The 22,906-nt window shown below is 66.4% G+C and carries 19 protein-coding genes; 10 read left to right on the top strand and 9 right to left on the bottom strand.

The features are described from left to right. Window positions 1–125 precede the first annotated feature (125 nt). A complete protein-coding gene (locus AC1DJH_RS08745) occupies window positions 126–422 on the top strand; it encodes a glycine zipper domain-containing protein (protein WP_007828200.1) in 297 nt (98 codons plus the stop codon). Window positions 423–470: 48 nt separating this feature from the next. Further along, window positions 471–1,205: a phage holin family protein gene (locus tag AC1DJH_RS08740; RefSeq protein WP_478185406.1), complete on the top strand. Its 735-nt coding sequence runs from the start codon at window positions 471–473 to the stop codon at window positions 1,203–1,205. A gap of 22 nt (window positions 1,206–1,227) precedes the next feature. Here the strand turns inward: AC1DJH_RS08740 and AC1DJH_RS08735 are convergent, their stop codons facing one another. Continuing rightward, entirely contained in the window at window positions 1,228–2,304 is a 1,077-nt protein-coding gene (locus tag AC1DJH_RS08735) for a quinone-dependent dihydroorotate dehydrogenase (RefSeq protein WP_478185405.1), read from the bottom strand. A gap of 40 nt (window positions 2,305–2,344) precedes the next feature. On the opposite strand from AC1DJH_RS08735, the gene rpiA reads away from it, so the two are divergent. After that, window positions 2,345–3,055, top strand: a complete 711-nt coding sequence (gene rpiA / locus AC1DJH_RS08730; protein WP_478185404.1) for a ribose-5-phosphate isomerase RpiA — start codon at window positions 2,345–2,347, stop codon at window positions 3,053–3,055. Between the two features lie 34 nt (window positions 3,056–3,089). On the opposite strand, the gene AC1DJH_RS08725 is transcribed toward rpiA, so the two are convergent. The 5 genes from AC1DJH_RS08725 to AC1DJH_RS08705 all read right to left on the bottom strand — a co-directional run bounded on the left by AC1DJH_RS08725 (window position 3,090) and on the right by AC1DJH_RS08705 (window position 9,938). Beyond that, window positions 3,090–3,743, bottom strand: a complete 654-nt coding sequence (locus tag AC1DJH_RS08725; protein WP_478185403.1) for a glutaredoxin family protein — start codon at window positions 3,741–3,743, stop codon at window positions 3,090–3,092. A 30-nt stretch (window positions 3,744–3,773) separates the two neighbouring features. Continuing rightward, on the bottom strand, window positions 3,774–5,831 hold the full coding sequence (locus AC1DJH_RS08720; RefSeq protein WP_478185402.1) for a M3 family metallopeptidase: 2,058 nt from the start codon (window positions 5,829–5,831) through the stop codon (window positions 3,774–3,776). A gap of 5 nt (window positions 5,832–5,836) precedes the next feature. Then, the gene (gene folD / locus AC1DJH_RS08715; protein ID WP_435438583.1) at window positions 5,837–6,688 is read right to left on the bottom strand and encodes a bifunctional methylenetetrahydrofolate dehydrogenase/methenyltetrahydrofolate cyclohydrolase FolD; all 852 of its coding nucleotides are present in this window, start codon (window positions 6,686–6,688) and stop codon (window positions 5,837–5,839) included. An 80-nt stretch (window positions 6,689–6,768) separates the two neighbouring features. Continuing rightward, entirely contained in the window at window positions 6,769–7,401 is a 633-nt protein-coding gene (locus AC1DJH_RS08710; protein ID WP_012747279.1) for a response regulator transcription factor, read from the bottom strand. Further along, window positions 7,398–9,938 (bottom strand): PAS domain-containing sensor histidine kinase, encoded by a 2,541-nt coding sequence (locus AC1DJH_RS08705; protein WP_478185401.1) that lies wholly within the window; start codon window positions 9,936–9,938, stop codon window positions 7,398–7,400. The genes AC1DJH_RS08710 and AC1DJH_RS08705 overlap by 4 nt, the downstream gene beginning before the upstream one ends. A 218-nt stretch (window positions 9,939–10,156) precedes the next feature. Between AC1DJH_RS08705 and aceE the strand changes: the two genes are divergently transcribed. Genes aceE through lpdA form a run of 4 tightly spaced genes read left to right on the top strand, consistent with a single transcriptional unit; the run spans window position 10,157 to window position 17,016 of the window. Further along, window positions 10,157–12,871 (top strand): pyruvate dehydrogenase (acetyl-transferring), homodimeric type, encoded by a 2,715-nt coding sequence (aceE, locus tag AC1DJH_RS08700; protein WP_478185400.1) that lies wholly within the window; start codon window positions 10,157–10,159, stop codon window positions 12,869–12,871. A 49-nt stretch (window positions 12,872–12,920) separates the two neighbouring features. Then, the gene (gene aceF / locus AC1DJH_RS08695) at window positions 12,921–14,600 is read left to right on the top strand and encodes a dihydrolipoyllysine-residue acetyltransferase (protein ID WP_478185399.1); all 1,680 of its coding nucleotides are present in this window, start codon (window positions 12,921–12,923) and stop codon (window positions 14,598–14,600) included. Further along, the gene (locus tag AC1DJH_RS08690; protein ID WP_478185398.1) at window positions 14,597–15,190 is read left to right on the top strand and encodes an MFS transporter; all 594 of its coding nucleotides are present in this window, start codon (window positions 14,597–14,599) and stop codon (window positions 15,188–15,190) included. The genes aceF and AC1DJH_RS08690 overlap by 4 nt, the downstream gene beginning before the upstream one ends. Next, a complete protein-coding gene (gene lpdA / locus AC1DJH_RS08685) occupies window positions 15,187–17,016 on the top strand; it encodes a dihydrolipoyl dehydrogenase (protein ID WP_478185397.1) in 1,830 nt (609 codons plus the stop codon). The genes AC1DJH_RS08690 and lpdA overlap by 4 nt, the downstream gene beginning before the upstream one ends. 89 nt (window positions 17,017–17,105) lie before the next feature. Here the strand turns inward: lpdA and AC1DJH_RS08680 are convergent, their stop codons facing one another. After that, window positions 17,106–17,681, bottom strand: a complete 576-nt coding sequence (locus AC1DJH_RS08680; RefSeq protein ID WP_435438589.1) for a C40 family peptidase — start codon at window positions 17,679–17,681, stop codon at window positions 17,106–17,108. Between the two features lie 241 nt (window positions 17,682–17,922). Between AC1DJH_RS08680 and AC1DJH_RS08675 the strand changes: the two genes are divergently transcribed. Next, entirely contained in the window at window positions 17,923–19,053 is a 1,131-nt protein-coding gene (locus AC1DJH_RS08675) for a PQQ-dependent sugar dehydrogenase (protein ID WP_478185396.1), read from the top strand. Between the two features lie 18 nt (window positions 19,054–19,071). On the opposite strand, the gene AC1DJH_RS08670 is transcribed toward AC1DJH_RS08675, so the two are convergent. Next, complete coding sequence (locus tag AC1DJH_RS08670) at window positions 19,072–19,866, bottom strand: alpha/beta fold hydrolase (RefSeq protein ID WP_478185395.1); 795 nt, start codon at window positions 19,864–19,866, stop codon at window positions 19,072–19,074. 10 nt (window positions 19,867–19,876) lie between these two features. Continuing rightward, window positions 19,877–21,499 carry a 4-hydroxyphenylacetate 3-hydroxylase family protein gene (locus tag AC1DJH_RS08665; protein WP_478185394.1) on the bottom strand — a complete coding sequence of 541 codons (1,623 nt, stop codon included), beginning with the start codon at window positions 21,497–21,499 and terminating at the stop codon, window positions 19,877–19,879. Between the two features lie 112 nt (window positions 21,500–21,611). Between AC1DJH_RS08665 and AC1DJH_RS08660 the strand changes: the two genes are divergently transcribed. Next, window positions 21,612–22,262, top strand: a complete 651-nt coding sequence (locus AC1DJH_RS08660; protein WP_478185393.1) for a TetR/AcrR family transcriptional regulator — start codon at window positions 21,612–21,614, stop codon at window positions 22,260–22,262. A gap of 35 nt (window positions 22,263–22,297) precedes the next feature. Then, on the top strand, window positions 22,298–22,903 hold the full coding sequence (locus tag AC1DJH_RS08655; protein WP_435484036.1) for an isochorismatase family protein: 606 nt from the start codon (window positions 22,298–22,300) through the stop codon (window positions 22,901–22,903). Window positions 22,904–22,906 lie beyond the last annotated feature (3 nt).

Below are 22,906 nucleotides of genomic sequence, written 5' to 3'. Positions count from 1 at the left end.
GGCGCGTCAAAGTCTGCGCGTCCGTCGCGCACGAGGGTCTTTTGTGCCTGTAACATGACAGCACGCCATTTGCTGGCGTGAAGCCGCCGGCGCGGTGCCGGTGTCATCACGGAGGAAAGATTCCAATGAGTGCATCCCAAAATCTTGAAGCAGCAGCCGAAGACATTGCAAGCGACGTGCGCGGCGTGCTGGCAAGCAAGGACCTGGATTCGGTTCCCCACATCAAGGCGCTGCGCCAGCGCATCGACACCAAGCTGGCCATCGCACGCGAACTCGCCGCAGAGAAGAGCAAGCTCGCCGCCAAGAAGGCCCGCGAAGCGGCCAACTCCGCCAACGCCTACGCCCACGACGAACCGTGGCAGATCGCCGGTGCCGCACTGGCCGTCGGCGTGCTGGTGGGTCTGTTGCTTGGCCGCCGCTGACCTGAACTCGAACCGAAGCCTTCAGTCGGGGATGACCGGAGCCAGCCCATGAGGCTGCTGTCCCTGTTCGGGCTGGACGCCCGGATTCGTCGGTTGCGCATCGCCGCGGCCGAGGGCGCCCTGGCGGCCGAAGACCGGGTGCAACTGCTGCGCATGGCCTGGGAGGACGAGAAACAGCGCCTCAAGCTGATGCTCCTCCTCGTGGTCGCCGTGCTGGGGCTGACCACGGTCACGGTGGCTTTGCTGTCTGTGGCGGTGGTCGTTCATTTCTGGGAAACGCCGTACCGCATCACGGCCGCCTGGTCGGTCGCGGGTGTGTGGGTGGTGCTGTGGCTGGCAGCGGCTGTCGGCCTGCTGCTGACGCTGCGCAACGCGTCCAACAGCTTCGTGCCGGCGCGCCATGAATTCGAACGCGACTGGGCCTGGGTCCAGGACCAGTTCGGCCTTGGCAAGGACCCGGATCAGGACGAAGAGTCGCCGCGTCCCGCGCGGCCTGCGACGCGCGAAGAACTGCTCGCGCGCATGGAGCGTCAGCGCCAGCGCATCGCGACCTTGCAGGGTGGACGAGAAACCCAGCCGGCCGCGGCGGAGGGTGCAGGCGGTGCGAGCGAGCGCGAAATGCCCCCGTCGAATGAATCAGCCGGTGCCGCGGCGCTGCGTATCGCTCGCGCACACCCAGTGGCCGCGGGTGTTGTCGCCGCGGCCGCTGTCGTGGTGATCCGGCCGAAGCGGCTGTTGCGCTGGGCCGCGTTCATTGCGCCCGTGCTGTGGCGCATGCGCTGAGCGAAAAGAAAAAGCCGAAAGCTCAGGCCTTGCTGCGATCGCGCAGCAGCGCTTGGGCGGCTTCGCGGACCAGCCCCGGGCCGCGGTAGATCAGTCCGGTGTAGATCTGCACCACGTCCGCACCCGCGGCGATTTTGGCCCTGGCGTCGGCCGCACTCAGGATGCCGCCCACCCCGATGATCGGAAAGCCCGCGCCCAGCGCCGCGCGAAGCTGCGAAATCACGCGGTTGCTCGATTCACGCACCGGTGCACCCGAAAGGCCGCCCGCTTCCTCGGCATGCGGCAGGCCTTTCACCGCATCGCGCGCCAGCGTGGTGTTGGTGGCGATCACGCCGTCCATGCCGTGGCGCTTCAGCGTGGCGGCAATCACGGTCACCTGGGCCTCGTCCAGATCGGGGGCTATCTTCACGAACAGCGGCGCGCGTTTGTCGTGCCGCGCGGCCAGCGCCTCGCGCCGTTCGGCCACCGCGCCGAGCAGCGCATCGAGCGCTTCGTCGCTCTGCAGTGAGCGCAGGTTGGCGGTGTTCGGGCTCGAGATGTTGATCGTCACGTAGTCGGCGTGCGGGTACACGCCGTCGAGGCAGGCGAGGTAGTCGTCCACCGCGCGCTCGATCGGTGTGGCGGCGTTCTTGCCGATGTTGAGGCCCAGCAGCATCGGCGCCTTGTTGCCGCCGCCCTTGCGAAAGCGCGCCTTCTGCACATTGGCCAGGAAGGCGTCGAGCCCGTCGTTGTTGAAGCCCAGCCGGTTGATGAGGGCGTCGCGCTGCGGCAGCCGGAACATGCGCGGCTTCGGGTTGCCTGGCTGGCCCTTCGGGGTGACGGTGCCGACTTCGACAAAGCCGAAACCCATGGCGGCAAAGGCATCGATGCAGCGGGCGTTCTTGTCGAGCCCGGCCGCAAGGCCCACGCGGTTCGGAAATGTCAGCCCGGCGAGCTCGATGGGGTCGTTCACGCGTGGTGCCGAGTAGGCGCAGGCCAGCGGCGTGTTCTGCGTGCGCGCCAGCCCGTCCAGCGTGATTTCGTGGGCATGCTCGGGGTCGAAGCCGAACAGGAAAGGGCGGGCGAGGCCGTAAAGCGAGGAGGGCATCAGCAGGGGCATCGGATAATTCTGGACTTCTATGAGCCAAGGATTCTCCGCGATGACCGCACCCGCCTCCGCAACCCCTTCAAACCCGCTTTCTCAGGACGAACTCAAGGCCCAGGTCGGCCGCGCCGCACTGGCCTACGTGGCCAAGGGCGAGATCGTCGGCGTCGGCACCGGCTCCACGGTGAACAAGTTCATCGACGCGCTGGCCACCATCAAGGACGAGATCAAGGGCGCCGTCTCCAGCTCGGTGGCCTCGACAGAGCGCCTGCGCGCGCTGGGCATTCCGGTGTTCGACAGCAACGAGGTGGAAGAACTGGCCGTCTATATCGACGGAGCCGACGAAATCGACCATCGCGGTTTCATGGTGAAGGGCGGCGGGGCGGCGCTCACGCGCGAGAAGATCGTGGCCGCCCAGTCGCGCAAGTTCATCTGCATTGCCGACGCGTCCAAGCTGGTCGAGACGCTGGGCGCCTTTCCGTTGCCGGTCGAAGTGATCCCGATGGCGGTGCGCCGCGTGATGCGGCAGTTTGCCGCCATGGGCGGCATCGCGCAGGTGCGCGAGAAGGACGGGCTGCCGCTGGTCACCGACAACGGGCAGCACATTGTCGACGTGACGGGTTTGCGGATCACCGCGCCGCTGGCCTTCGAGTCCGAAGTGAGCCAGTGGCCCGGCGTGGTGACGGTCGGCGTCTTCGCGCACCAGAAGGCCGATGTCTGCCTGCTGGGCACCTCGGCGGGCGTGAAGACCCTGGAATTCGCCTGAACCGGCGCCCGGGCAGGGCCGCCGGCGGCCAGGCTCAGAACTTGATGCCGGCCGGGTTGCTCGGACCAGGTTCGCTGGATGCGGGCGGCAGCGCGGGTTGTGCTGACGGTGCCGCGGCGGCACGCGGCGCCGGCGTCGCCTGTTGGGCGACCAGCGGGCGTGCCAGTCCGTTGCGATAGCCCGCAGGCAGACTGTTGCTCTTCGGGTAGCCGGCTGCGTCGAGGTACTGCGACCACTCGGCGTCGCCATAGCCCTTGAGTTGCTGCGATCCGATGGTGAGCAGCGGCAGCGAGCTCTGGCTGCTCAGGCGCTGCAGCGCCTCGATATCCTCGTTGCTCTTGACGGTGCGTTCATCGAAGGGAATGCCGCGCGTGACGAGCATCGAGCGCGCCGCGCCGCAGGGCGCGCATTCGTCGCTCGTGTACAGGACGACCGGATAGCGCTGCGCCACCTGGCGAAGCTCGTAAGGCAGGCCTGCGCCGGCCGGTGTACCCACGGCGCCTTGCGGTCCCGAGGCGGGCTCGGTGCTGGCGGCCGGGGCACGGTCCGAAAAAGTGACCTTGCCGTTCTTGTCGACCTGGCGGTAGACCGACTGCGCCATGGCGCCGGCAGCAACGAGCAGGAGGCAGACGCCTGCCGTCCGCGCGCCCAGGCGATGCAGTGAGAATTTGTAAGGGATCGTGTGCATCGCCCGAGTATCGCAAGCTTCAGCGCCGCATCAAGCGGGCTGGGCCTGCGCCATGCCCTGATGTCGCAACAGCGCATCAAGCTGGGGCTCGCGGCCGCGGAAGGCCTTGAACGAATCCATCGCGCTGCGGCTGCCGCCGGCCTCGAGAATGGCCTGGCGGTACTTGCGGCCGGTCTCGATGTTCGGTTCGCCATCGGCGCCCACGGTTTCCTCGAAGGCCGCGTAGGCGTCGGCGCTCAGCACCTCGGCCCATTTGTAGCTGTAGTAGCCGGCCGCGTAGCCGCCCGAGAAGATGTGGCTGAAGGTGTTCGGCGTGCGGCTGAAGGGGGGCGAAGGCATCACGGCCACTTCGCTGCGCACCGCGCCGAGCAGCGCCATCACGTCGCCTGTCTGGGCCGCCGAGGCGTGGTACTCGGTGTGCAGCAGCATGTCGAACAGCGAGAACTCGATCTGGCGCAGCGTCTGCAGCCCGCTCTGGAAGTTCTTGGCGGCCGTCATCTTGTCGAACAGCGCGCGCGGCAGCGGCTCGCCGGAGTCGACATGGGCGGTCATGTGCTTGAGCACATCCCACTCCCAGCAGAAGTTCTCCATGAACTGGCTCGGCAGCTCTACCGCGTCCCACTCGACGCCGCTGATGCCCGAGACGTCGCGCTCGTTCACCTGGGTGAGCATGTGGTGCAGGCCGTGGCCGAACTCGTGGAAGAGGGTGGTCACGTCGTCGTGCGTGAGCAGCGGCGGCTTGCCGTCGACACCGCTGGCGAAGTTGCACACCAGTTGCGCGACGGGCGTCTGCAGCACGCCAGTGTCGGGGCGCAGCCAGCGGGCGCGAACGTCGTCCATCCAGGCACCGCCGCGCTTGGCAGCGCGGGCCGAGGGGTCGAGGTAGAACTGGCCGACCTTCTGCCCGGCGCGTTCGATGCGATAGAACTCGACGCTCGGGTGCCAGGTCGGCGCGCTGTCGCGGCGGATCGACACTTCGAACAGCGTCTCGACGATCTTGAACAGGCCCGCCATCACCTTCGGCGCTGGGAAGTACTGCTTGACCTCCTGTTCGCTGAAAGCGTATCGCGCTTCCTTGAGCTTCTCGCCGATGTAGCTCCAGTCCCAGGGCTGCGGGTCGGTGATGCTCAGTTGCTCCGACGCGAAGACGCGCAGGTCGGCCAGGTCGCGTTCGCCGTAGGGCTTGGCCTTGACGGCCAGGTCGCGCAGGAACTTCACGACCTGCTCGGGCGATTCGGCCATCTTCGGCACGACCGACAGCTCGCCGAAATTGTTGTAGCCCAGCAGCTTCGCTTCTTCTTCGCGCAGCGCGAGGATCTCGGTGATCAGCGCCGTGTTGTCGAAGGCGGCGTCGCCGAATTCGCTGGCACGCGTGACGTACGCACGGTAGAGCTTTTCGCGCAGCGCGCTGCTCTTGGCGAACTGCATCACGGGCAGGTAGCACGGCATCTTGAGCGTGAGCTTGTAGCCGTCCTTGCCATCGGCTTCGGCGGCCGAGCGCGCGGCGCTCACCACGTCTTCGGGCACGCCTTCGAGTTCACCGAACGCCGCGTAGTACGCAAAGGCATCGGTCGCGTCGAGGGCGTTTTCGCTGAACTTCTGGCTCAGCTCGGCCTGGCGCTCCTGGATGTCGGCAAAGCGCTTCTTGGCCTCGCCCTGCAGTTCGGCGCCGCCCAGCACGAAGTTGCGCACTGCGTTGCGATGCGCCTGGCGCTGCTCGGCGTTGAGCGTGGACACGTCGATGGCCTTGTACTTGGCGTACAGCCGCTCGTCCGAACCCAGGCGGGTCCAGAAGGCGGTGACGCGCGGCATGGCCTCGTTGTAGGCGGCGCGCAGCTCGGGCGTGTCGGCCACGGCGTTCAGGTGGCCCACGGCGCCCCAGGCGCGGCTGAAGCGTTCGGAGGCCACGTCGAGCACCTTCGAGATGGCATTCCAGTCGGCCGGGAATTCGGCCGCCGTCACGGCCTGCAGCGCGGTTTCGGCATCGGCCAGCAGAACGTCGACGGCGGGCGCGACATGCTCGGGCCGGATGCGGTCGAACAGCGGGAGATCGTTGAAGTCGAGGAGGGGGTTGTTCGTCATGGCCATGAGAGTTACTTGGCGGCGCGTTCGGCCGCTTCAAGGGTGTTGGCGAGCAGCATGGCGCGCGTCATGGGGCCGACGCCGCCCGGCACGGGCGTGATCCAGCCGGCCACTTCCTTCACGCCGTCGAAATCGACGTCGCCGGCCAGCTTGCCGTCTTCCTTGCGGTTCATGCCCACGTCGATGACCACCGCGCCGGGCTTGACCATGTCGGCGGTCAGCAGGTTGAGCTTGCCCACCGCGGCGACGATCACGTCGGCCTGGCGCGTGATGGCGCCCAGGTCTTGCGTGGCGCTGTGGCAGATGGTCACGGTGGCGCTCTTGGCGAGCAGCATCATGGCCATCGGCTTGCCGACGATGTTGCTGCGGCCGATGACCACGGCGTGCTTGCCGCGCAGGTCGTAGCCGATGGATTCGAGCATCTTCATGCAGCCGTGCGGCGTGCAGGGCCAGAAACCGGGGGCGCCGGTCATCAGCGCGCCGGCGCTGGCGACGTGGAAGCCGTCGACGTCCTTGGCGGGCGAAATCGTCTCGATGACCTTCTGGCTGTCCATGTGCTTCGGCAAGGGCAACTGGACCAGGATGCCGTGCACCTTCGGGTCGTCGTTGAGCGTGCGGATGCGCGCCAGCAGGTCGGCTTCGCTCAGGTCGGCGGGGTAGGTTTCGAGCGTGGCCTGCAGGCCGGTCTGGGCGCTGTCGTTGACCTTGTGCTTCGTGTAGACCTGGCTGGCCGGATCTTCGCCCACGAGGATGATGGAAAGAGCCGGGTTCACGCCTCGGGCCTTGAGCGCGGCGGTGCGGCCGGCGACTTCGGCGCGAATGGTTTTGGCGAGGGCGTTGCCGTCGATCAGTTGGGCGGTCATCGGTTCTGATTTTCCAAGTAAAAACGCCCGCTTGCGCAGGCGTGGTGGACATTCGTTGCTATCGAAGAGATAGCTGTTTGCTAGGCCTTGGCCGCTGGCGCCGCCTGCCCGAGGGCGATCTTGAGCAGATCGGCGACGGTGTTGGCATTGAGCTTTTCCATGATGTTGGCGCGGTGCGCCTCGACCGTCTTGATGCTGATGCCCAGGTCGTCGGCGATCTGCTTGTTCAGGCGGCCGGCCACGATGCGTTCGAGCACCTGCGCCTCGCGGCCCGTGAGCTTGGACAGCAGCGCGTCGCGGCTGGCCGACTGCTGGTGCTGCGTGAAGGCGCCGCGCGCATGTTCGAGCATGCGCTCGACCAGCGTGACGAGTTCCTCGTCGTTGAAGGGCTTCTGGATGAAATCCATTGCGCCCTTCTTCATGCTGTCGACCGCCATCGGCACGTCGCCGTGCCCGGTGATGACCACGATGGGCAACGGGGAGCGCCGCTCGATCAGTCGATCCTGCAGTTCGAGGCCGGTCATGCCGGCCATGCGGATGTCGACGATCAGACAGGCGACTTCGCGCGGGTCGTATCGGGAGAGAAAGGATTCGGCGGAATCGAAACAGCGGACTCTGTAGTCCTTGCCTTCGAGCAGCCATTGCAGCGAATCGCGTACGGCTTCGTCGTCGTCGACGACATAGACCGTGCCCTTCTTCGGAATCAAACTCATGCAGGTACCTTTGTCTCGTCGCTAGCTACGGAACTGATAGCGTCCAACACCGGAATCCAGAAGGAAAAACGGCATCCGATCACATCCGGACCATTGTAGATGTTCTCCGCCTGCATCCGGCCGCGGTGCGACTCGACGATGGTGCGGCACAGGTTCAGCCCGATGCCCATGCCTTCGGGTTTGGTGGAGAAGAAGGCCTCGTACAGCCGGTCCATCACTTCGGGCGCCAGGCCCTTGCCGGTGTCCTGCACCGAGAACTCGATGGCGTTGTGGCCCTCGATGACCTTGGGCAACACCCGCAGCTCGACGCTGCGGCGCGCCAGCGGCCGATCGGCAATGTCGATGGATTCGGCCGCGTTCTTCAGCAGGTTGACCATCACCTGTTCGATGAGGATCGGGTCGACCCGCACCACCGGCAGCCGCGCGGCCACGTAGTGGTTCAGGCGCACGTTGCGCCGCCGCAGCTCGATGCCGGCGAGTTCGACCGCCTCGCTCACCATGGTGGCCACGTCGGCCGGCGTGCGGTTGGGCTCGCTGCGCTTCACGAAGGAGCGGATGCGCTGGATGATCTGCCCCGCGCGCTGCGCCTGCTTCGACGTCTTCTCGAGTGCGGCCAGCAGCGCTTCGGTGTCGATCGTCTGCCCCTTGATGCGCGACATCATTCCGTTGCAGTAGTTGGTGATGGCGGTCAGCGGCTGGTTGAGCTCGTGCGCCACGCTGGACGCCATTTCGCCCATCGTGATGAGTCGGCTCGCCGACTGGGCCTTGTCGGCCTGCGCGGCCGCCTGTTCCTCGGCGTCGCGGCGCGGCGTGATGTCGGTGGCGATCACGAGTTGCGCCAGCCGGCCGTCGACCCAGGTGAGGTAGCGCGAGCGCACTTCGAGCCACTTGCCCAGGTGCGGCACGAAGATCTCGTTGTTCGCGGCCTGCGCGGCGGTGAGCGTGTCGATGGGAAGGCCCGCATAGGGGTCGACGTCGTCCAGGCCCTCGTCGTGCGCGTTCGAGGCCGGCACGCCCGCCTGGGCGACCATGCCGAGGTGGCCCACGGTGTCCGAGCCGAACCACAGGCGGTACAGCTTGTTGGCGAACAACAGTTCCTCGCTGCCGATGGGCGCCACCGACACGGCCGCGTCCAACGCCTCGAGCACGGTGGTGAAACGTTCGTACGAGGCCGACAGCTGCTCGCGGATGCGCGTGGGCTCGGTGATGTCGGTCATCGACGTCATCCAGCCGGTCTGGTGGCCGCGCGCGTCGATCAGCGGCGACACATAGAGCCGCGCGTTGAACACGCTGCCGTTCTTGCGCTTCACGCGCACCTGGAAGCCGCCGGGCAGGGCGCGGCCGTGCAGTTCTTCTTCCAGCCGCTCGTTCATCACTTCGCGGTCTGATTCGAGCCAGTAGGGGAAGGGCGGCGACTGGCCGACCAGTTCTTCCTCGCTCCAGCCCGTCATGGCGCAGAAGGCGGCGTTCACGTAAGTGATGCGGCCTTGCAGGTCGAGCACGCGCATGCCGGTGAGCATGGAGTTTTCCATCGCGCGGCGGAAGTTGGTCTCTGCCACCAGCCGTTGCTGGGCCTGCAGGCGGCGGCGCGTGTGGCGCCAGGTGCCGATCAGCATCCAGCTCGTGAGCACGCTGAGCGCGCACACCAGCCAGAACAGGCCGTTGCCCACCACGCCCTGCGAGGTGCGGTAGGCCTGGGCGCGCAGCACGAGTGCATTGCCCACCGGCGACACCGGCACTTCGTACTCGTTGGTGCGCTCGGTCCAGGGCAGCAGGCGGGTGCCGGTGTTCTTCAGGTTGGCGGTGTTGCCGGCGATCACATGGCCCTTGGCATCGAGCAACGACACCGCATAGCGCGCCTGCACCTCGGACGGCATGCCGTAGCGCAGCAGGCCGTCGACCGAGAACTCGCCGAGCACCACGCCCGCGAACAGGCCCTGGTCGAAAAGGGGAATGTGCAGTTGCAGCATGGCCGCCGGCTCGCCGCCGGCCACGGGCTGCGAATACACCGGCTGGCGCAGCTCGCGCGCCAGCGCGTAGTTGCTCTCGATGTCGCCGGGGCGCAGCACGTCGCCGATCAGGTGCTGCTGCGCCGGGTGAACGCTGGGCGCGGCATAGCCCGCCTTGAAGCGGCGTCGGTCGTCGATCCAGGTGATGGTCTGCAGTTCGGGGAACTGGCTGACCAGCGACTCGGCCCGGCTGGTGAACTCGATGGGGTCGATCTCGCGGTTGGAGGCATCGCGCGCGATGCGCATCAGTTGCTCCTGGCGTTCCAGCAGGCGCAGGCGCATGCGCTGCTGCGCATATTCGACGTCGCGGCGCACCGACTCCTGCTCGCGCTCGACCTCCTCGGTGCGCAAGTACCAGAAGGCCGAGACGATGGCGGCCAGAAAAAGAAGCACGGCCGCCATCGGCGCCAGCATGGCGACGGCGTCCTGCAGCACCGGCGTCTGCCGACGCCACCACTTGCGCCACCAGGACAGGGGCGACGCGTTCACGGCACTGCGGGCAACCGCCAGCGGAGAGGAAAAAGGCATGGGCCGAGTTTAGGTGAAGCCCCCTCGGAAACGATGGGGAAAGCGGCGGTGCCATGGGCTCCCGTATGGTTGCCTTCTGGCGGCTGGAAATCGTCGAAATATCACATTAAGAAATGAATGCGCACTATTTGAAATCTCGATGTTTCTATGAGAAACTCCGCCGCGCTGCTCGCATAGCGCACTAAATTACCGCCACAGCCCTAAAAGGAGAGACAAGCATGTCGGCAAATCCAGAGAACCTGTTCGGCTCGGCCGCGAACGACGCGGACGCCCAGGAGACCCGTGAATGGATGGATGCACTGTCCTCCGTCATCCAGAGCGAAGGCCCCGAGCGGGCCCACTTCCTTCTCGAGCAGCTGCTCGAACATGCCCGGCAGAACAGCGTCGACCTGCCGTTCTCTGCCAACACCGGCTACGTGAACACCATCGAGCCCGGCCTGGAAGCCCGCAGCCCCGGCAACCTCGAGATCGAACAGCGCCTGCGTGCCTACATGCGCTGGAACGCCATGGCGATGGTGGTCAAGGCCAACCGCCACCACCCGGCCGAAGGCGGCGACCTGGGCGGCCACATCGGCTCCTTTGCATCGCTGGCGAGCATGTTCGGCGCCGGCTTCAACCATTTCTGGCATGCCGAGAGCGAAAACCACGGCGGCGACCTGCTGTACATCCAGGGCCACGTGTCGCCCGGCATCTACGCCCGTGCCTATCTCGAGGGCCGTCTTTCCGAAGAGCAGCTGCTCAACTTCCGCCAGGAAGTGGACGGCAAGGGCCTGTCGAGTTACCCGCATCCGAAGCTGATGCCGGAGTTCTGGCAGTTCCCCACGGTGTCGATGGGCCTGGGCCCGCTCATGGCCATCTACCAGGCGCGCTTTCTCAAGTATTTGCACGCACGCGGCATCGCCAACACCGGGAACCGCAAGGTCTGGGTGTTCTGCGGCGACGGCGAGATGGACGAAGTCGAATCGCTGGGCGCCATCGGCCTGGCGGCGCGCGAGAACCTCGACAACCTGGTCTTCGTCATCAACTGCAACCTGCAGCGCCTGGACGGCCCGGTGCGCGGCAACGGCAAGATCATCCAGGAACTCGAAGGCGAATTCCGCGGCGCCAACTGGAACGTCATCAAGCTGATCTGGGGCAAGGGCTGGGACGCGCTGCTCGCGAAGGACCATGACGGCGCGCTGCGCAAGATCATGATGGAGTGCAACGACGGCGACTACCAGTCGTTCAAGGCCAACGACGGTGCCTACGTGCGCAAGAACTTCTTCGGCCGCGATCCGCGCACGCTGAAGATGGTCGAGCACATGACCGACGACGAGGTGTGGAGCCTGCAGCGCGGCGGCCACGATTCGCAGAAGGTGTATGCCGCCTTCCACGCCGCCCACAACCACAAGGGCCAGCCCACGGTGCTGCTCGTGAAGACCGTCAAGGGCTTCGGCATGGGCAAGATCGGCGAGGGCAAGAACAACGTCCACCAGACCAAGAAGCTCAGCGACGAGGACATCATGGCCTTTCGCGACCGCTTCAACATCCCGATTCCGGACAGCAAGATCGCCGAGCTGCCGTTCTACAAGCCGGCCGACGACACGCCGGAAATGAAGTACCTGCACGAGCGCCGCAAGGCCCTCGGTGGCTACCTGCCGCACCGCCGCACCAAGGCCGACGAGGCGTTCACGGTGCCGTCGCTGGACATCTTCAAGTCGGTGATGGAGCCCACGGCCGAGGGCCGCGAAATCTCGACCACGCAGGCCTACGTGCGCTTCCTGACGCAACTGCTGCGCGACAAGGCCCTGGGCCCGCGCGTGGTGCCTATCCTGGTGGATGAAGCCCGCACCTTCGGCATGGAAGGGTTGTTCCGCCAGATCGGCATCTACAACCCGCACGGCCAGCAGTACACCCCGGTCGACAAGGACCAGGTCATGTACTACAAGGAAGACAAGGCCGGCCAGATCCTGCAGGAAGGCATCAACGAGGCCGGCGGCATGTCGAGCTGGATCGCGGCGGCCACCTCGTACAGCACGAACAACCGCATCATGGTGCCGTTCTACGTGTACTACTCGATGTTCGGCTTCCAGCGCATCGGCGACCTCGCCTGGGCGGCCGGCGACATGCAGGCCCGCGGTTTCCTGCTGGGCGGCACCTCGGGGCGCACCACGCTCAACGGCGAAGGCCTGCAGCACGAAGACGGTCACAGCCACATCCTGGCCAACACCATCCCGAACTGCGTGAGCTACGACCCGACCTTCGCGCACGAAGTGGGCGTCATCCTGCACCATGGCCTGAAGCGCATGGTCGAGAAGCAGGACAACGTCTACTACTACATCACGCTGCTCAACGAGAACTACCCGATGCCTGGCCTGCAGCCCGGCACCGAAGAGCAGATCATCAAGGGCATGTACCTGGCCAAGCAGGGCCCCGCACTGAAGGCCAAGGCGCCGACCGTGCAACTGCTGGGCAGCGGCACCATCCTGCGCGAAAGCTTCGCTGCGCAGGAGCTGCTCGAGAAGGAGTGGGGCGTGTCGGCTTCGGTGTGGAGCTGCCCGAGCTTCAACGAGCTCACGCGCGACGGCCAGGACGCCGACCGCTGGAACCTGCTGCACCCCGACCAGACGCCGCGCGTGCCTTTCGTGGCCGAACAACTCGCAGCTTCGAGCGGCCCGGTGGTGGCATCGACCGACTACATGAAGGCCTATGCCGAGCAGATCCGTCCGTTCATCCCGAAGGGCCGTACCTACAAGGTGCTGGGCACCGACGGCTTCGGCCGCAGCGACTTCCGCAACAAGCTGCGCGAGCACTTCGAGATCAACCGCCACTACATCGTGGTGGCCGCGCTCAAGGCGCTGAGCGAAGACGGCACCGTGCCGGTGACCAAGGTGGTGGAAGCGATCAAGAAGTACGGCATCAATGTCGACAAGGTCAACCCGCTCTACGCTTGAACATCAACAACCAACGAACGAACGGCGCCTTACGGCGGGAGACAACGATATGGCAGCAGTGGAAGTAAAGGTGCCGGACATCGGCGATTTCGATGAAGTCGCGGTGATCGAGGTGCTCGTGAAGGTGGGTGACACGGTCAAGGCCGAGCAGTCGCTCATCACGGTGGAATCGGACAAGGCCTCGATGGAGATTCCCTCGTCGACGGCCGGTGTCGTCAAGGAAATCAAGGTCGAGGTCGGCGGCAAGGTCAAGCAGGGCTCGGTGGTGCTGGTGCTCGAGGCTGAAGAGGCGGGAGCTGCTGCAGCGCCCGCTGCCGCACCGGCCCCTGCAGCGGCTCCCGCAGCCGCCGCGCCCGCACCGGCCTCAGCTGCGCCTGCGCCGGCTGCGGCGCCTGCCGCCTCGGGCCCGATCGAGATCAAGGTGCCCGACATCGGCGACTTCAAGGACGTCGCGGTCGTCGAACTGCTCGTGAAGGTCGGCGACACGGTCAAGGCCGAGCAGTCGCTCATCACGGTGGAATCGGACAAGGCCTCGATGGAAATCCCGTCATCGGGCGCCGGTGTGCTCAAGGAGCTCAAGGTCAAGGTGGGCGACACCGTCAACATCGGCGACCTGATTGCCGTGCTCGAAGGTGCAGCCAGCGCCGCGGCACCCGCGCCCGCACAGGCTGCGGCGGCCGCACCGGCTGCCGCAACGGCCAGTGCCCCCGCACCTGCCGCCGCTTCGCCGGCACCCGCCGCGAGCCCGGTTGCTGCCGCCGCCCCGCACGACCCGACCACGACGCCCAGCGGCAAGCTGCCGCATGCCTCGCCGTCGGTGCGCAAGTTCGCCCGCGAACTCGGCGTGCCGCTCGACGAGGTCAAGGGTTCCGGCCCGAAGGGCCGCATCACGCAGGACGACGTCCAGAGCTTCACCAAGGCCGTGATGAGCGGCCAGGCCAGCACCAAGGCTTCCGCGGCCAAGGCATCGGCCGGTGGTGGCGGCGACGGCGCTGCGCTGGGCCTCATTCCCTGGCCCAAGGTCGACTTCACGAAGTTCGGCACGGTCGAGCGCAAGGACCTGTCGCGCATCAAGAAGCTCAGCGGAGCGAACCTGCACCGCAACTGGGTGATGATTCCGCACGTCACCAACAACGACGAAGCCGACATCACCGAGCTCGAGGCCTTCCGCGTCTCCACCAACAAGGAGAACGAGAAGTCGGGCGTGAAGGTCACGATGCTCGCCTTCGTCATCAAGGCGGTGGTCTCGGCGCTGAAGAAATTCCCCGAGTTCAACACCAGCCTGGACGGCGACCAGCTCGTCTACAAGCAGTACTACAACATCGGCTTCGCGGCCGACACGCCCAACGGGCTCGTGGTGCCGGTGCTGAAGGATGCCGACAAGAAGGGCATCCTGCAGATCAGCCAGGAGATGGGCGAACTCGCCAAGAAGGCGCGCGACGGCAAGCTCGGCTCGGGCGACATGCAGGGCGGCTGCTTCTCGATCAGCTCGCTCGGCGGCATCGGCGGCACGCACTTCACGCCCATCATCAACGCCCCCGAAGTGGCCATCCTCGGCCTCTCCAAGGGCCAGATGAAGCCGGTGTGGGACGGCAAGCAGTTCGTGCCGCGCCTCACGCTGCCGATGTCGCTGTCGTACGACCACCGCGTGATCGACGGCGCCCTGGCTGCGCGTTTCAACGCCTACCTGGGCCAGGTCCTCGCGGACTACCGTCGAATCCTCCTATGACCACCGTAGTGGCCGTCCGCAAAGGCGGCCAGGTCACGATGGCAGCCGATTCTCTGGTGACCTTCGGCGACACGCGGCTCTCGCACCGCGCCGAGGCGAACCAGAAGATCTTCACCGTCGAGGACGCGGCGGGCCAGAGCCTGTTCGCCGTGGCCGGCGCCGCCGCGCATTTCCTGGTGCTGCAGCATGCGCTGGCCGCGCAACCGCGCGAGCAGTTGCTGTTCGGCAGCAAGCACGAGATCTTTCGCACCTTCACGCGCTTGCATGCGGTGCTGAAAGACTCGTTCTTCATGCAGACCAAGGAAGACGAGCACGAGCCCTACGAGTCGAGCCAGTTCACGATGCTGATGGCCAACCAGAGCGGCATCTACGGCATCTATAGCTACCGCGAGGTGTTCGAGTTCAAGCAGTTCTGGGCCATCGGCTCGGGACGCAGCTTTGCGCTCGGCGCCATGCACGCGGCCTATGACATCAAGTCGCGCTCGTCGCGCGACGTGGCGGAGGCAGGCATTGCCGCCGCCTGCGAATTCGATCGCAATTCGGCCCCACCGGTCGACGTTCTCACACTCAAACTGAAAGTGTCCAAATGAGCGAACAACAAATCAAGGTGCCCGACATCGGTGACTTCGACGAAGTCGCGGTGATCGAGGTGCTGGTCAATGTGGGCGACACGGTCAAGGCCGAGCAGTCGCTGATCACGGTCGAATCGGACAAGGCCTCGATGGAAATTCCGTCTTCCGCCGCCGGCGTGGTGAAGGCCATTGCGGTGAAGGTGGGCGACAAGGTCAAGCAGGGCTCGGCCGTGCTGACGCTGGAAGTGGACGGTGCCGCGGCAGCCGCGCCTGCGTCCGCTGCCCCCGCGCCTGCACCGGCCGCAGCAGCGCCCGCGCCCAAGTCTGCTGCGCCCGCACCGGCACCGTCCGCCGCACCCGTGGCCTCCACCTACGGCGGCAAGGTCGATGTCGAGTGCGACGTGGTCGTGATCGGTGCCGGCCCCGGCGGCTACTCGGCCGCCTTCCGCGCGGCCGACCTGGGCCTGAAGGTCGTGCTGATCGAGCGCTACGCCACCCTGGGCGGCGTGTGCCTGAACGTCGGCTGCATCCCGTCGAAGGCGCTGCTGCACGTGGCCTCCGTCATGGACGAGGTGAAGCACTTCGCCGACCTCGGCGTGAGCTTCGCCGCGCCCACGGTCGATCGCGCCAAGCTGCTCGGCCACAAGAACAAGGTGGTGGGCAAGCTCACCGGCGGCCTCACGGCCATGGCCAAGATGCGCAAGGTGACGGTGCTGCGCGGCGTGGGCAACTTCATCGATCCGTACCACCTCGAAGTCGAGGAAAGCACCGGCACCAGCTGGGACACGACCGGCAAGAAGCAGACCGTGAAGTTCCGCAACGCCATCATCGCGGCCGGTTCGCAGGCCGTGAGCCTGCCCTTCATGCCGAAAGACCCGCGCGTGGTCGACTCGACCGGCGCGCTGGAGATGGGCACCGACCCTAAGCGCATGCTGATCCTGGGCGGCGGCATCATCGGTCTCGAAATGGGCACGGTGTATTCCACGCTGGGCGCGCGCCTGGACGTGGTCGAGATGCTCGACGGCCTGATGCAGGGCGCCGACCGCGACCTGGTGAAGGTCTGGCAGAAGATGAACGCGCCGCGCTTCGACAACATCATGTTGAAGACCAAGACGGTGGGCGCCGAGGCCACGAAGGAGGGCATCAAGGTCACCTTCGAGGGCGAGAACGCGCCCAAGGAACCCCAGGTGTACGACCTGGTGCTGCAGGCCGTGGGCCGCAGCCCCAACGGCAAGAAGATCGGCGCCGAGAAGGCCGGCGTGACGGTGAGCGACCGCGGCTTCATTCCGGTCGACATCCAGATGCGCACCAACGTGCCGCACATCTTCGCCATCGGCGACATCGTGGGCCAGCCCATGCTGGCGCACAAGGCGGTGCACGAGGCCCACGTGGCGGCGGAGGTGATTGCCGGTGAACAGAAGGGCGACAAGGAGCTGTCCAGCGCCGCATTCAACGCCCGCGTGATCCCCAGCGTGGCCTACACCGACCCCGAGGTGGCGTGGGTGGGCCTCACGGAAGACCAGGCCAAGGCCGAAGGCATCAAGGTCAAGAAGGGCCACTTCCCGTGGACCGCGTCGGGCCGTGCCATCGCCAACGGGCGCGACGAGGGCTTCACCAAGCTGCTGTTCGATGCCGAGACGCACCGGATCCTGGGTGGCGGCATTGTCGGCACCCATGCGGGCGACATGATCGGCGAGATCGCGCTGGCCATCGAGATGGGCGCGGACGAGATCGACATCGGCAAGACCATCCACCCGCATCCGACGCTGGGCGAAAGCATCGGCATGGCGGCGGAAGTGGCGCACGGCACCTGCACGGACCTGCCGCCGGCGAAGAAGAGCTGATTTCCTTTGGGGGCGCTGACCGGGCGCCCATAAAAAAATCCCGCTGCGGCGGGATTTTTTTCGTCCGGGATCCGGCGGATCCGGAGGGCTCAGTCGCCGGTGCGGGCCAGGGCTGCGGCCTTCACTTCGTCTGCCGGGCCGCCGAGCACGCGGCGGGCGCCGTCGAAGCGGCGTTGCCAATAGCTGCCGTTCATGTCTTCCACACGAACCTGGGCACCGGAGCGGGGGGAGTGAATGAACTTGCCTTCGCCGACGTAGATGCCGACATGGCTGAAGGCGCGACGCATGGTGTTGAAGAACACGAGGTCGCCGGGCTTGAGCTGGCTGGCGTCGATCTTCTCGGTGGCGGCGGCTTGCTCTTCGGCGCGGCGGGGGAGCATGTGGCCGACCGTCTGGTTGTACATGGCGCGAACGAAGCCGCTGCAGTCGAAGCCCGATTCGGCGGTATTGCCACCGCGGCGGTACGGAACGCCGAGGAAACCGATGGCCGTGACGACCAGGTCGGAGGTGCGCTCCGTGACCGTCTGGCGAACCTGCTTGAGCTGCCCGATCAGGCCCTTGTCGGCCAGCATTCGTGCCAGCTCGTCGTCGGTTTTATCCTGTTGAGGGGCTGCATGGACAGCGACGGCAAAGAGGAGAGACGCGGGTAGGACGAAAAAACGCATGGCGCGTAGGATATTGATGACGCGCCGTTATGTCAATTTAAAAAGAATGAGTGAAGAGTTATGTAAGTCATTGATTTACATTGAATTTTTCGCTGCGGCCCAAGAAAAGATGTAACGGCGAACGTTTATTGACCATAAGTGGTTGACCGCCAGTGGGCCTTGTTGCCGCAGGTGGATTCGAGTTTTGCCTGGATCGAGTGGCTATCTGTCGTCAAGATCGCATCAACTCCCAGGAAAAACCATGAACTTTCGAATCAGGCCGTTTTTTCGCCCTTCAGGCGCCTTGGCGGTGCTCCTGGGAACCGGTTTCTGCAGCATCGCCTTGGCGCAGCCGGTGCCGGAAACCGTTGCGTCGGGTCTGGAAAACCCGTGGGGCGTCACCTTTCTGCCGGGCGGCCGCTTCATGGTCACCGAGAAACCGGGCCGCCTGCGCCTGATCGCGGCGGATGGCAAGGTGGGCGCGCCCGTCGCCGGCCTGCCGCGCATCGCCGCCAGTGGGCAGGGCGGCTTGCTCGACGTGCTGGCCGACTCCGGTTTCGAGAAGAACCGCACGCTGTACTTCTGTTTCTCCGAGCCGGCTGCCAGCGGCGCGGCCAACAGTACCGCGCTGGCACGCGCCGATCTCTCGGCCGACGGCACCAAGCTCGAAGCGCTGAAAGTCATCTTCAGCCAGCAACCCAAGGTGGCCAGCAGCGCGCACTTCGGCTGCCGCATCGTCGAGGCGCGCGACGGCACGCTGTTCCTCACGCTGGGCGACCGCTTCAGCCGCAAGGAAGACGCGCAGAAGCTCGACAACCACCTGGGCAAGGTCGTGCGCATCGCCAAGGACGGCACGGTGCCCAAGGACAACCCCTTCGTCGGCAAGGCGGGTGCGCTGCCCGAGATCTGGAGCTACGGCCACCGCAACGGGCAGGGCGCCACGCTCGCACCCGATGGCCGCCTCTGGATGACGGAGCACGGCCCGCAGGGCGGCGATGAAGTCAACATGCCGCAGGCTGGGCGCAACCACGGCTGGCCGGTGATCACCTATGGCGAGAACTACGGCGGCGGCAAGATCGGCGACGGCATCACGGGCAGGGACGGCATGGAGCAGCCGCTGCACTACTGGGTGCCGTCGATTGCACCGTCCGGCATGGCGTTCCTGACCAGCAACCGCTACGGCGCCGCCTGGAAGGACAACCTGTTCGTCGGCTCGCTCAAGTTCGGCTACCTCGACCGCATCGAACTCAAGGATGGCAGGGTGGTGGCCGAGCACAAGCTGCTGGCCGACGGCCGGGCCCGCATCCGAGATGTGAAGCAGGGCCCGGACGGGCTGCTCTATGTGCTCACCGACGAAGCCGACGGCAAGCTTCTGCGCCTGAAGCCGAACTGAGCCGCAGCCGTCCGCGCTTCAACCGGGGCAGCCCGGCAGCGGCAAGGTCGGCAGCACGCGCTGCCACAGGCGCGTCCACTGCGGCCAGTCATGGCCGCCTGGGGTCGTGAAGACGCGCTCCGGCGGCAAGGCCGCGGCCAGCAGGCGGTGGCTGAAGACGAAGCGGTCGTCCTCGCCGTAGCCCAGATAGAGCGGTGGGCGCGCGCCTGCGGTCTGCGTGTAGCCCGCGTAGCCGCGCAGCCATTGCCACAGCTGGGTTTCGCTAGGTGTGCGCGGGTTGCCGGCCGACGCGTCGACCAGCGGGCCGTTCCACTTCACTAGGCCGCCTGCGTTGGCGATGTCCGTGACCAGCGCGCGTTCCCCCAGGTACGGCGCAAGCGTCACCAGGCCGGCCAGTTCGCCGGGGTGCGTCTGCGCATAGAGCAGGCCGCCGAAGCCGCCCAGCGAAATGCCGACGAACCAGATGTGCCGATAGCCCTGGCCGCGCGCCGGTGCGACCACGTCCGCGTTCAGGCGTTCGAGGATGGTCTTGTTGTTGTAGTAGCCGATGTGCGCATCGACCAGCATCACGTCCGCGGCGATGCGGTTGTCGCGCACGGCGCGCACGAAGCCTTCGCGCTCGAACTCGTCGGGTGTCGAGTACAGGCCGGGGAGCATCACCAGCAGGGTGTCGGCATTGCGCGTGCAGGTGCTCTTGTCGAGCGAGGTCGCCAGCGGCACGGTGGCCTCGCGCATGCCGCCGCAAGCCGCGACCAGGAGCGCCGCGCCCAGGCCCAGTGCTGCCAGGCACAACCGTTTTGAGAAGAGCTTCATGCGCGCCAGTCTAGGTGCGCAACGATATTGGCAGGTCGACCATGACCGGTTGCCCCGGCGTCGTGCAGCCCGTGTCGCAGCACTTGCCCGGCTGGCGGTTGCGGGTGATGGCGCGGCCCGGGTCGTGCGGCGCGGCGGCGGGCGAGCCGTCGGCGGCGATGCCGCGCTCGAGGATGCGTTCGACCAGTTCCACCTTCGAGCCGACCGGGTAGTTGCGCCAGATCTCCTGCTTCATGGCCGCCGGCGAGCCGCCGCCGTGCAGGCTGATCACGCTGTACCAGCCGCCCTGGTAGCCGGCCGTGAGGTCTTCGATGAAGCGGGCGGTCTCGATGCGCTGTTCGTACGGAACGGCGGGGTTGGCGCGCAGCACGTCGGACAGGCGGGCGGCGGTCTCGGGATTGTGGTCTTCGTCCGGGCCGGGCAGGGTGACGATCAGGCCGCCGCTCACGTAGTGCGCGATGCGGTGCATGTCGTAGATCCTGGTGGCCAGCAGCAGCTTGCCGATGTTGCTGAAAACCGGGTCAGGCATGAACACCTCGCAGTGTTCGTCGGCCTTGCCGTACACGCTGGCCGCCACGCCGCAGGCGAAGAAGCTCTCGGTGATGGTGATGAGCTCGACCATCTGCTCGCGCAGGTGGCTCTCCTTGCCCGGGTCGAAGCCATTGGCCTCGCACATCAGCGCACCGGCGCCGATCAGCAGGTCGCCGAAACCTGCGCGGGCGCCGATGCAGCTGTGGCGGTGATGGGTGGCGTAGCTGTAGGTCAGGTGGCCGGAATGCTCCCATTCACCCGCATAGAACACCTGGTCCCACGGCACGAACACCCGGTCGAACATGCACACGCCCGTGCTCTGGCCGTATTTGCGGCTGAAGAGGGCGTCGCCGTGCTCGAGCTTCTCTCCGGGCCGCCCGGCCGGCCGCGCCACGATCGTGAGGCCCGGCGCATCGAGCGGCACGGCGCAGCACACGGCGAAATCGGCGTCTTCGTGGCCCATGTTGCGGCAGGGCATGACCAGCAGTTCGTGCACATAGGGCGCGCCGGTCACGATGGCCTTGGTGCCCGAGATCACGATGCCGCGCGCGTTGCGCTCGACCACGTGCAGGTAGCTGTCGACGTTGGCCTGCTCGTGCGGCCGGCGGCTGCGGTCGCCCTTGGCGTCGGTCATGGCCACGCCCAGCGTCAGGTCCTGGTCCTGCACGCGGTGCAGGTACTCGTGGAAGCGGGCGGTGTGCTCGGTGCTGCCGCGCGCGTCGTCGATGCGCGCCGACACCTGCGCGATGGCGTTGAGCGCGTCGTGCGTCAGGTAGCGCTGGGCGCAGCCGGTTTCCTGGCAGACCAGCCGCACGGCCTCGAGCTTGTTGAGCAGGTCGCCCGAGCCGGTGTTGATGTGGGACAGCCGGTTGACCCGCTTGCCGCTGGTGTGCTGCACAGCGGTCATCAGCGTCTCGTACTGCGGCTTGAGCGCGTGGTCGTAGGTGAGGGCGATGGCATTGATGCCGGGCTGGAACGCGGGCTCGTCGGCCACGCAGTCGACGCGGCGGCCGTCCACGAACACCGTGGGGCGGTAGCGGCGCAGCGATTCGCGGTAGTCGGCGCCGGACATGAGGGCGGCGGCGGGAAGCGGGGCATTCATCGTGTTGTCTCCGAGGTTCGTGTTCTGATCACGAATTTGAACACTGTTCAATTTTTCGATCAATGCTCAAAAAAACCGTGGGGCGCTGGGTCACAGGGCTATAGTCCCGCCGATGCAAGCCAAGCTCCAGCGCCGACAGGCGCTCACCGACGTCCGCCGCGCGCTCGTGCTCGACGCCGCCCGCGCCGTGTTCCTGGACGCCGGCATCGAAGGCGCGAGCGTGCGCGAAATTGCCCGCAAGGCCGGCTACACGCCGGGCGCGATCTACTCGTATTTCGACAGCAAGGAGGCGATCTACGCGGCCCTGCTCGACGAATCCATCGAGCGGCTGCAAACCGCCGTGGCCGACGCGCCGCAGGCCGAGGGCCGCCCCGACCTGACGCTCGTCGCCAAGGCCCAGGCCTGGTTCGACTTCTACGCGGCGAACCCGCGTGAGCTCGACCTCGGCTTCTACCTGGTGCAGGGCATGCGGCCGCGCGGGCTGACCAGCGAACTCGACCACGAACTGAACGACCATCTGCATCAGGCGCTGCGCCCCTGCGAAGACGCGCTGCGGGCGATGGGGCTGGCGGCCGACGTCGCCTTGCAGGAAAACACCTCGCTGTTCGCGCACGGTGTCGGCCTGCTGCTGATGCAGCACACGGGCCGCATCCGCATGTTCAGGCAGTCGGCCGACGCGCTGTTCAAGACCTATGTGGCGCAACTCGTCGAGCGCATCGGCGGCGCTGCGGGCGCAGGCGGTGTTTTCGGTGGTACGGTTTAGCCCCATCCCAATTCCCCCCAAGAAAGAACCTGTTCATGCTGCTCGACGCTTCGCAATCCCAACTCGTGCTGATCGACTACCAGGCGCGGCTGATGCCTGCTGTCTTCGAGAACGAGGCCGTTGCGAAGAATGCGGTGCGCCTCGGCAAGCTGGCGCAACTGGTCGAGGTGCCGGTGTGGGGCACCGAGCAGAACCCGTCCAAGCTGGGCGAGAACCTGCCGGACATCCGCGCGCTGTGCAGGAAAACGCTGGCCAAGATGCATTTCAGCGGCGTGGAAGAGGGGCTCGGCGAATGGCTGCGCGCGCCTGCCAAGGCTGCGCCGCAGGGCAATGCCCGCAGCCTGCCCAAGCACCTGCAGAAGCCGCAGGCCGCGGCCGAAGAGCGCAACACCATCGTGATCGCCGGTTGCGAAGCCCATGTCTGCCTGCTGCAGACCGCGCTCGATCTGCTGGAAGACGAGTTCGATGTCTGGGTCGTCACCGACGCCTGCAGCTCGCGCACCGAGCGCAACCGCGACGCCGCCTTCGACCGGCTGGCCGGTGCCGGCGCCGAGCTGGTGACCACCGAGATGGTCGGTTTCGAATGGCTGCGCACCGCTGAACACCCGGCATTCCATGAGCTGCAGGCGCTGATCCGCTGAGCC

The sequence above is a fragment of the Variovorax sp. 10N412 genome, assembly GCF_056394985.1.
This window is presented reverse-complemented; position numbering and strand designations above follow the sequence as displayed.

Excerpts from the sequence above, each read along its gene's own strand:
- AC1DJH_RS08745 (WP_007828200.1), top strand. The coding sequence starts at position 126 with ATGAGTGCATCCCAAAATCTTGAAGCAGCAGCCGAAGACATTGCAAGC.
- AC1DJH_RS08740 (WP_478185406.1), top strand. The coding sequence starts at position 471 with ATGAGGCTGCTGTCCCTGTTCGGGCTGGACGCCCGGATTCGTCGGTTG.
- AC1DJH_RS08735 (WP_478185405.1), bottom strand. The coding sequence starts at position 2,304 with ATGCCCCTGCTGATGCCCTCCTCGCTTTACGGCCTCGCCCGCCCTTTC.
- rpiA (WP_478185404.1), top strand. The coding sequence starts at position 2,345 with ATGACCGCACCCGCCTCCGCAACCCCTTCAAACCCGCTTTCTCAGGAC.
- AC1DJH_RS08725 (WP_478185403.1), bottom strand. The coding sequence starts at position 3,743 with ATGCACACGATCCCTTACAAATTCTCACTGCATCGCCTGGGCGCGCGG.
- AC1DJH_RS08720 (WP_478185402.1), bottom strand. The coding sequence starts at position 5,831 with ATGGCCATGACGAACAACCCCCTCCTCGACTTCAACGATCTCCCGCTG.
- folD (WP_435438583.1), bottom strand. The coding sequence starts at position 6,688 with ATGACCGCCCAACTGATCGACGGCAACGCCCTCGCCAAAACCATTCGC.
- AC1DJH_RS08710 (WP_012747279.1), bottom strand. The coding sequence starts at position 7,401 with ATGAGTTTGATTCCGAAGAAGGGCACGGTCTATGTCGTCGACGACGAC.
- AC1DJH_RS08705 (WP_478185401.1), bottom strand. The coding sequence starts at position 9,938 with ATGCCTTTTTCCTCTCCGCTGGCGGTTGCCCGCAGTGCCGTGAACGCG.
- aceE (WP_478185400.1), top strand. The coding sequence starts at position 10,157 with ATGTCGGCAAATCCAGAGAACCTGTTCGGCTCGGCCGCGAACGACGCG.
- aceF (WP_478185399.1), top strand. The coding sequence starts at position 12,921 with ATGGCAGCAGTGGAAGTAAAGGTGCCGGACATCGGCGATTTCGATGAA.
- AC1DJH_RS08690 (WP_478185398.1), top strand. The coding sequence starts at position 14,597 with ATGACCACCGTAGTGGCCGTCCGCAAAGGCGGCCAGGTCACGATGGCA.
- lpdA (WP_478185397.1), top strand. The coding sequence starts at position 15,187 with ATGAGCGAACAACAAATCAAGGTGCCCGACATCGGTGACTTCGACGAA.
- AC1DJH_RS08680 (WP_435438589.1), bottom strand. The coding sequence starts at position 17,681 with ATGCGTTTTTTCGTCCTACCCGCGTCTCTCCTCTTTGCCGTCGCTGTC.
- AC1DJH_RS08675 (WP_478185396.1), top strand. The coding sequence starts at position 17,923 with ATGAACTTTCGAATCAGGCCGTTTTTTCGCCCTTCAGGCGCCTTGGCG.
- AC1DJH_RS08670 (WP_478185395.1), bottom strand. The coding sequence starts at position 19,866 with ATGAAGCTCTTCTCAAAACGGTTGTGCCTGGCAGCACTGGGCCTGGGC.
- AC1DJH_RS08665 (WP_478185394.1), bottom strand. The coding sequence starts at position 21,499 with ATGAATGCCCCGCTTCCCGCCGCCGCCCTCATGTCCGGCGCCGACTAC.
- AC1DJH_RS08660 (WP_478185393.1), top strand. The coding sequence starts at position 21,612 with ATGCAAGCCAAGCTCCAGCGCCGACAGGCGCTCACCGACGTCCGCCGC.
- AC1DJH_RS08655 (WP_435484036.1), top strand. The coding sequence starts at position 22,298 with ATGCTGCTCGACGCTTCGCAATCCCAACTCGTGCTGATCGACTACCAG.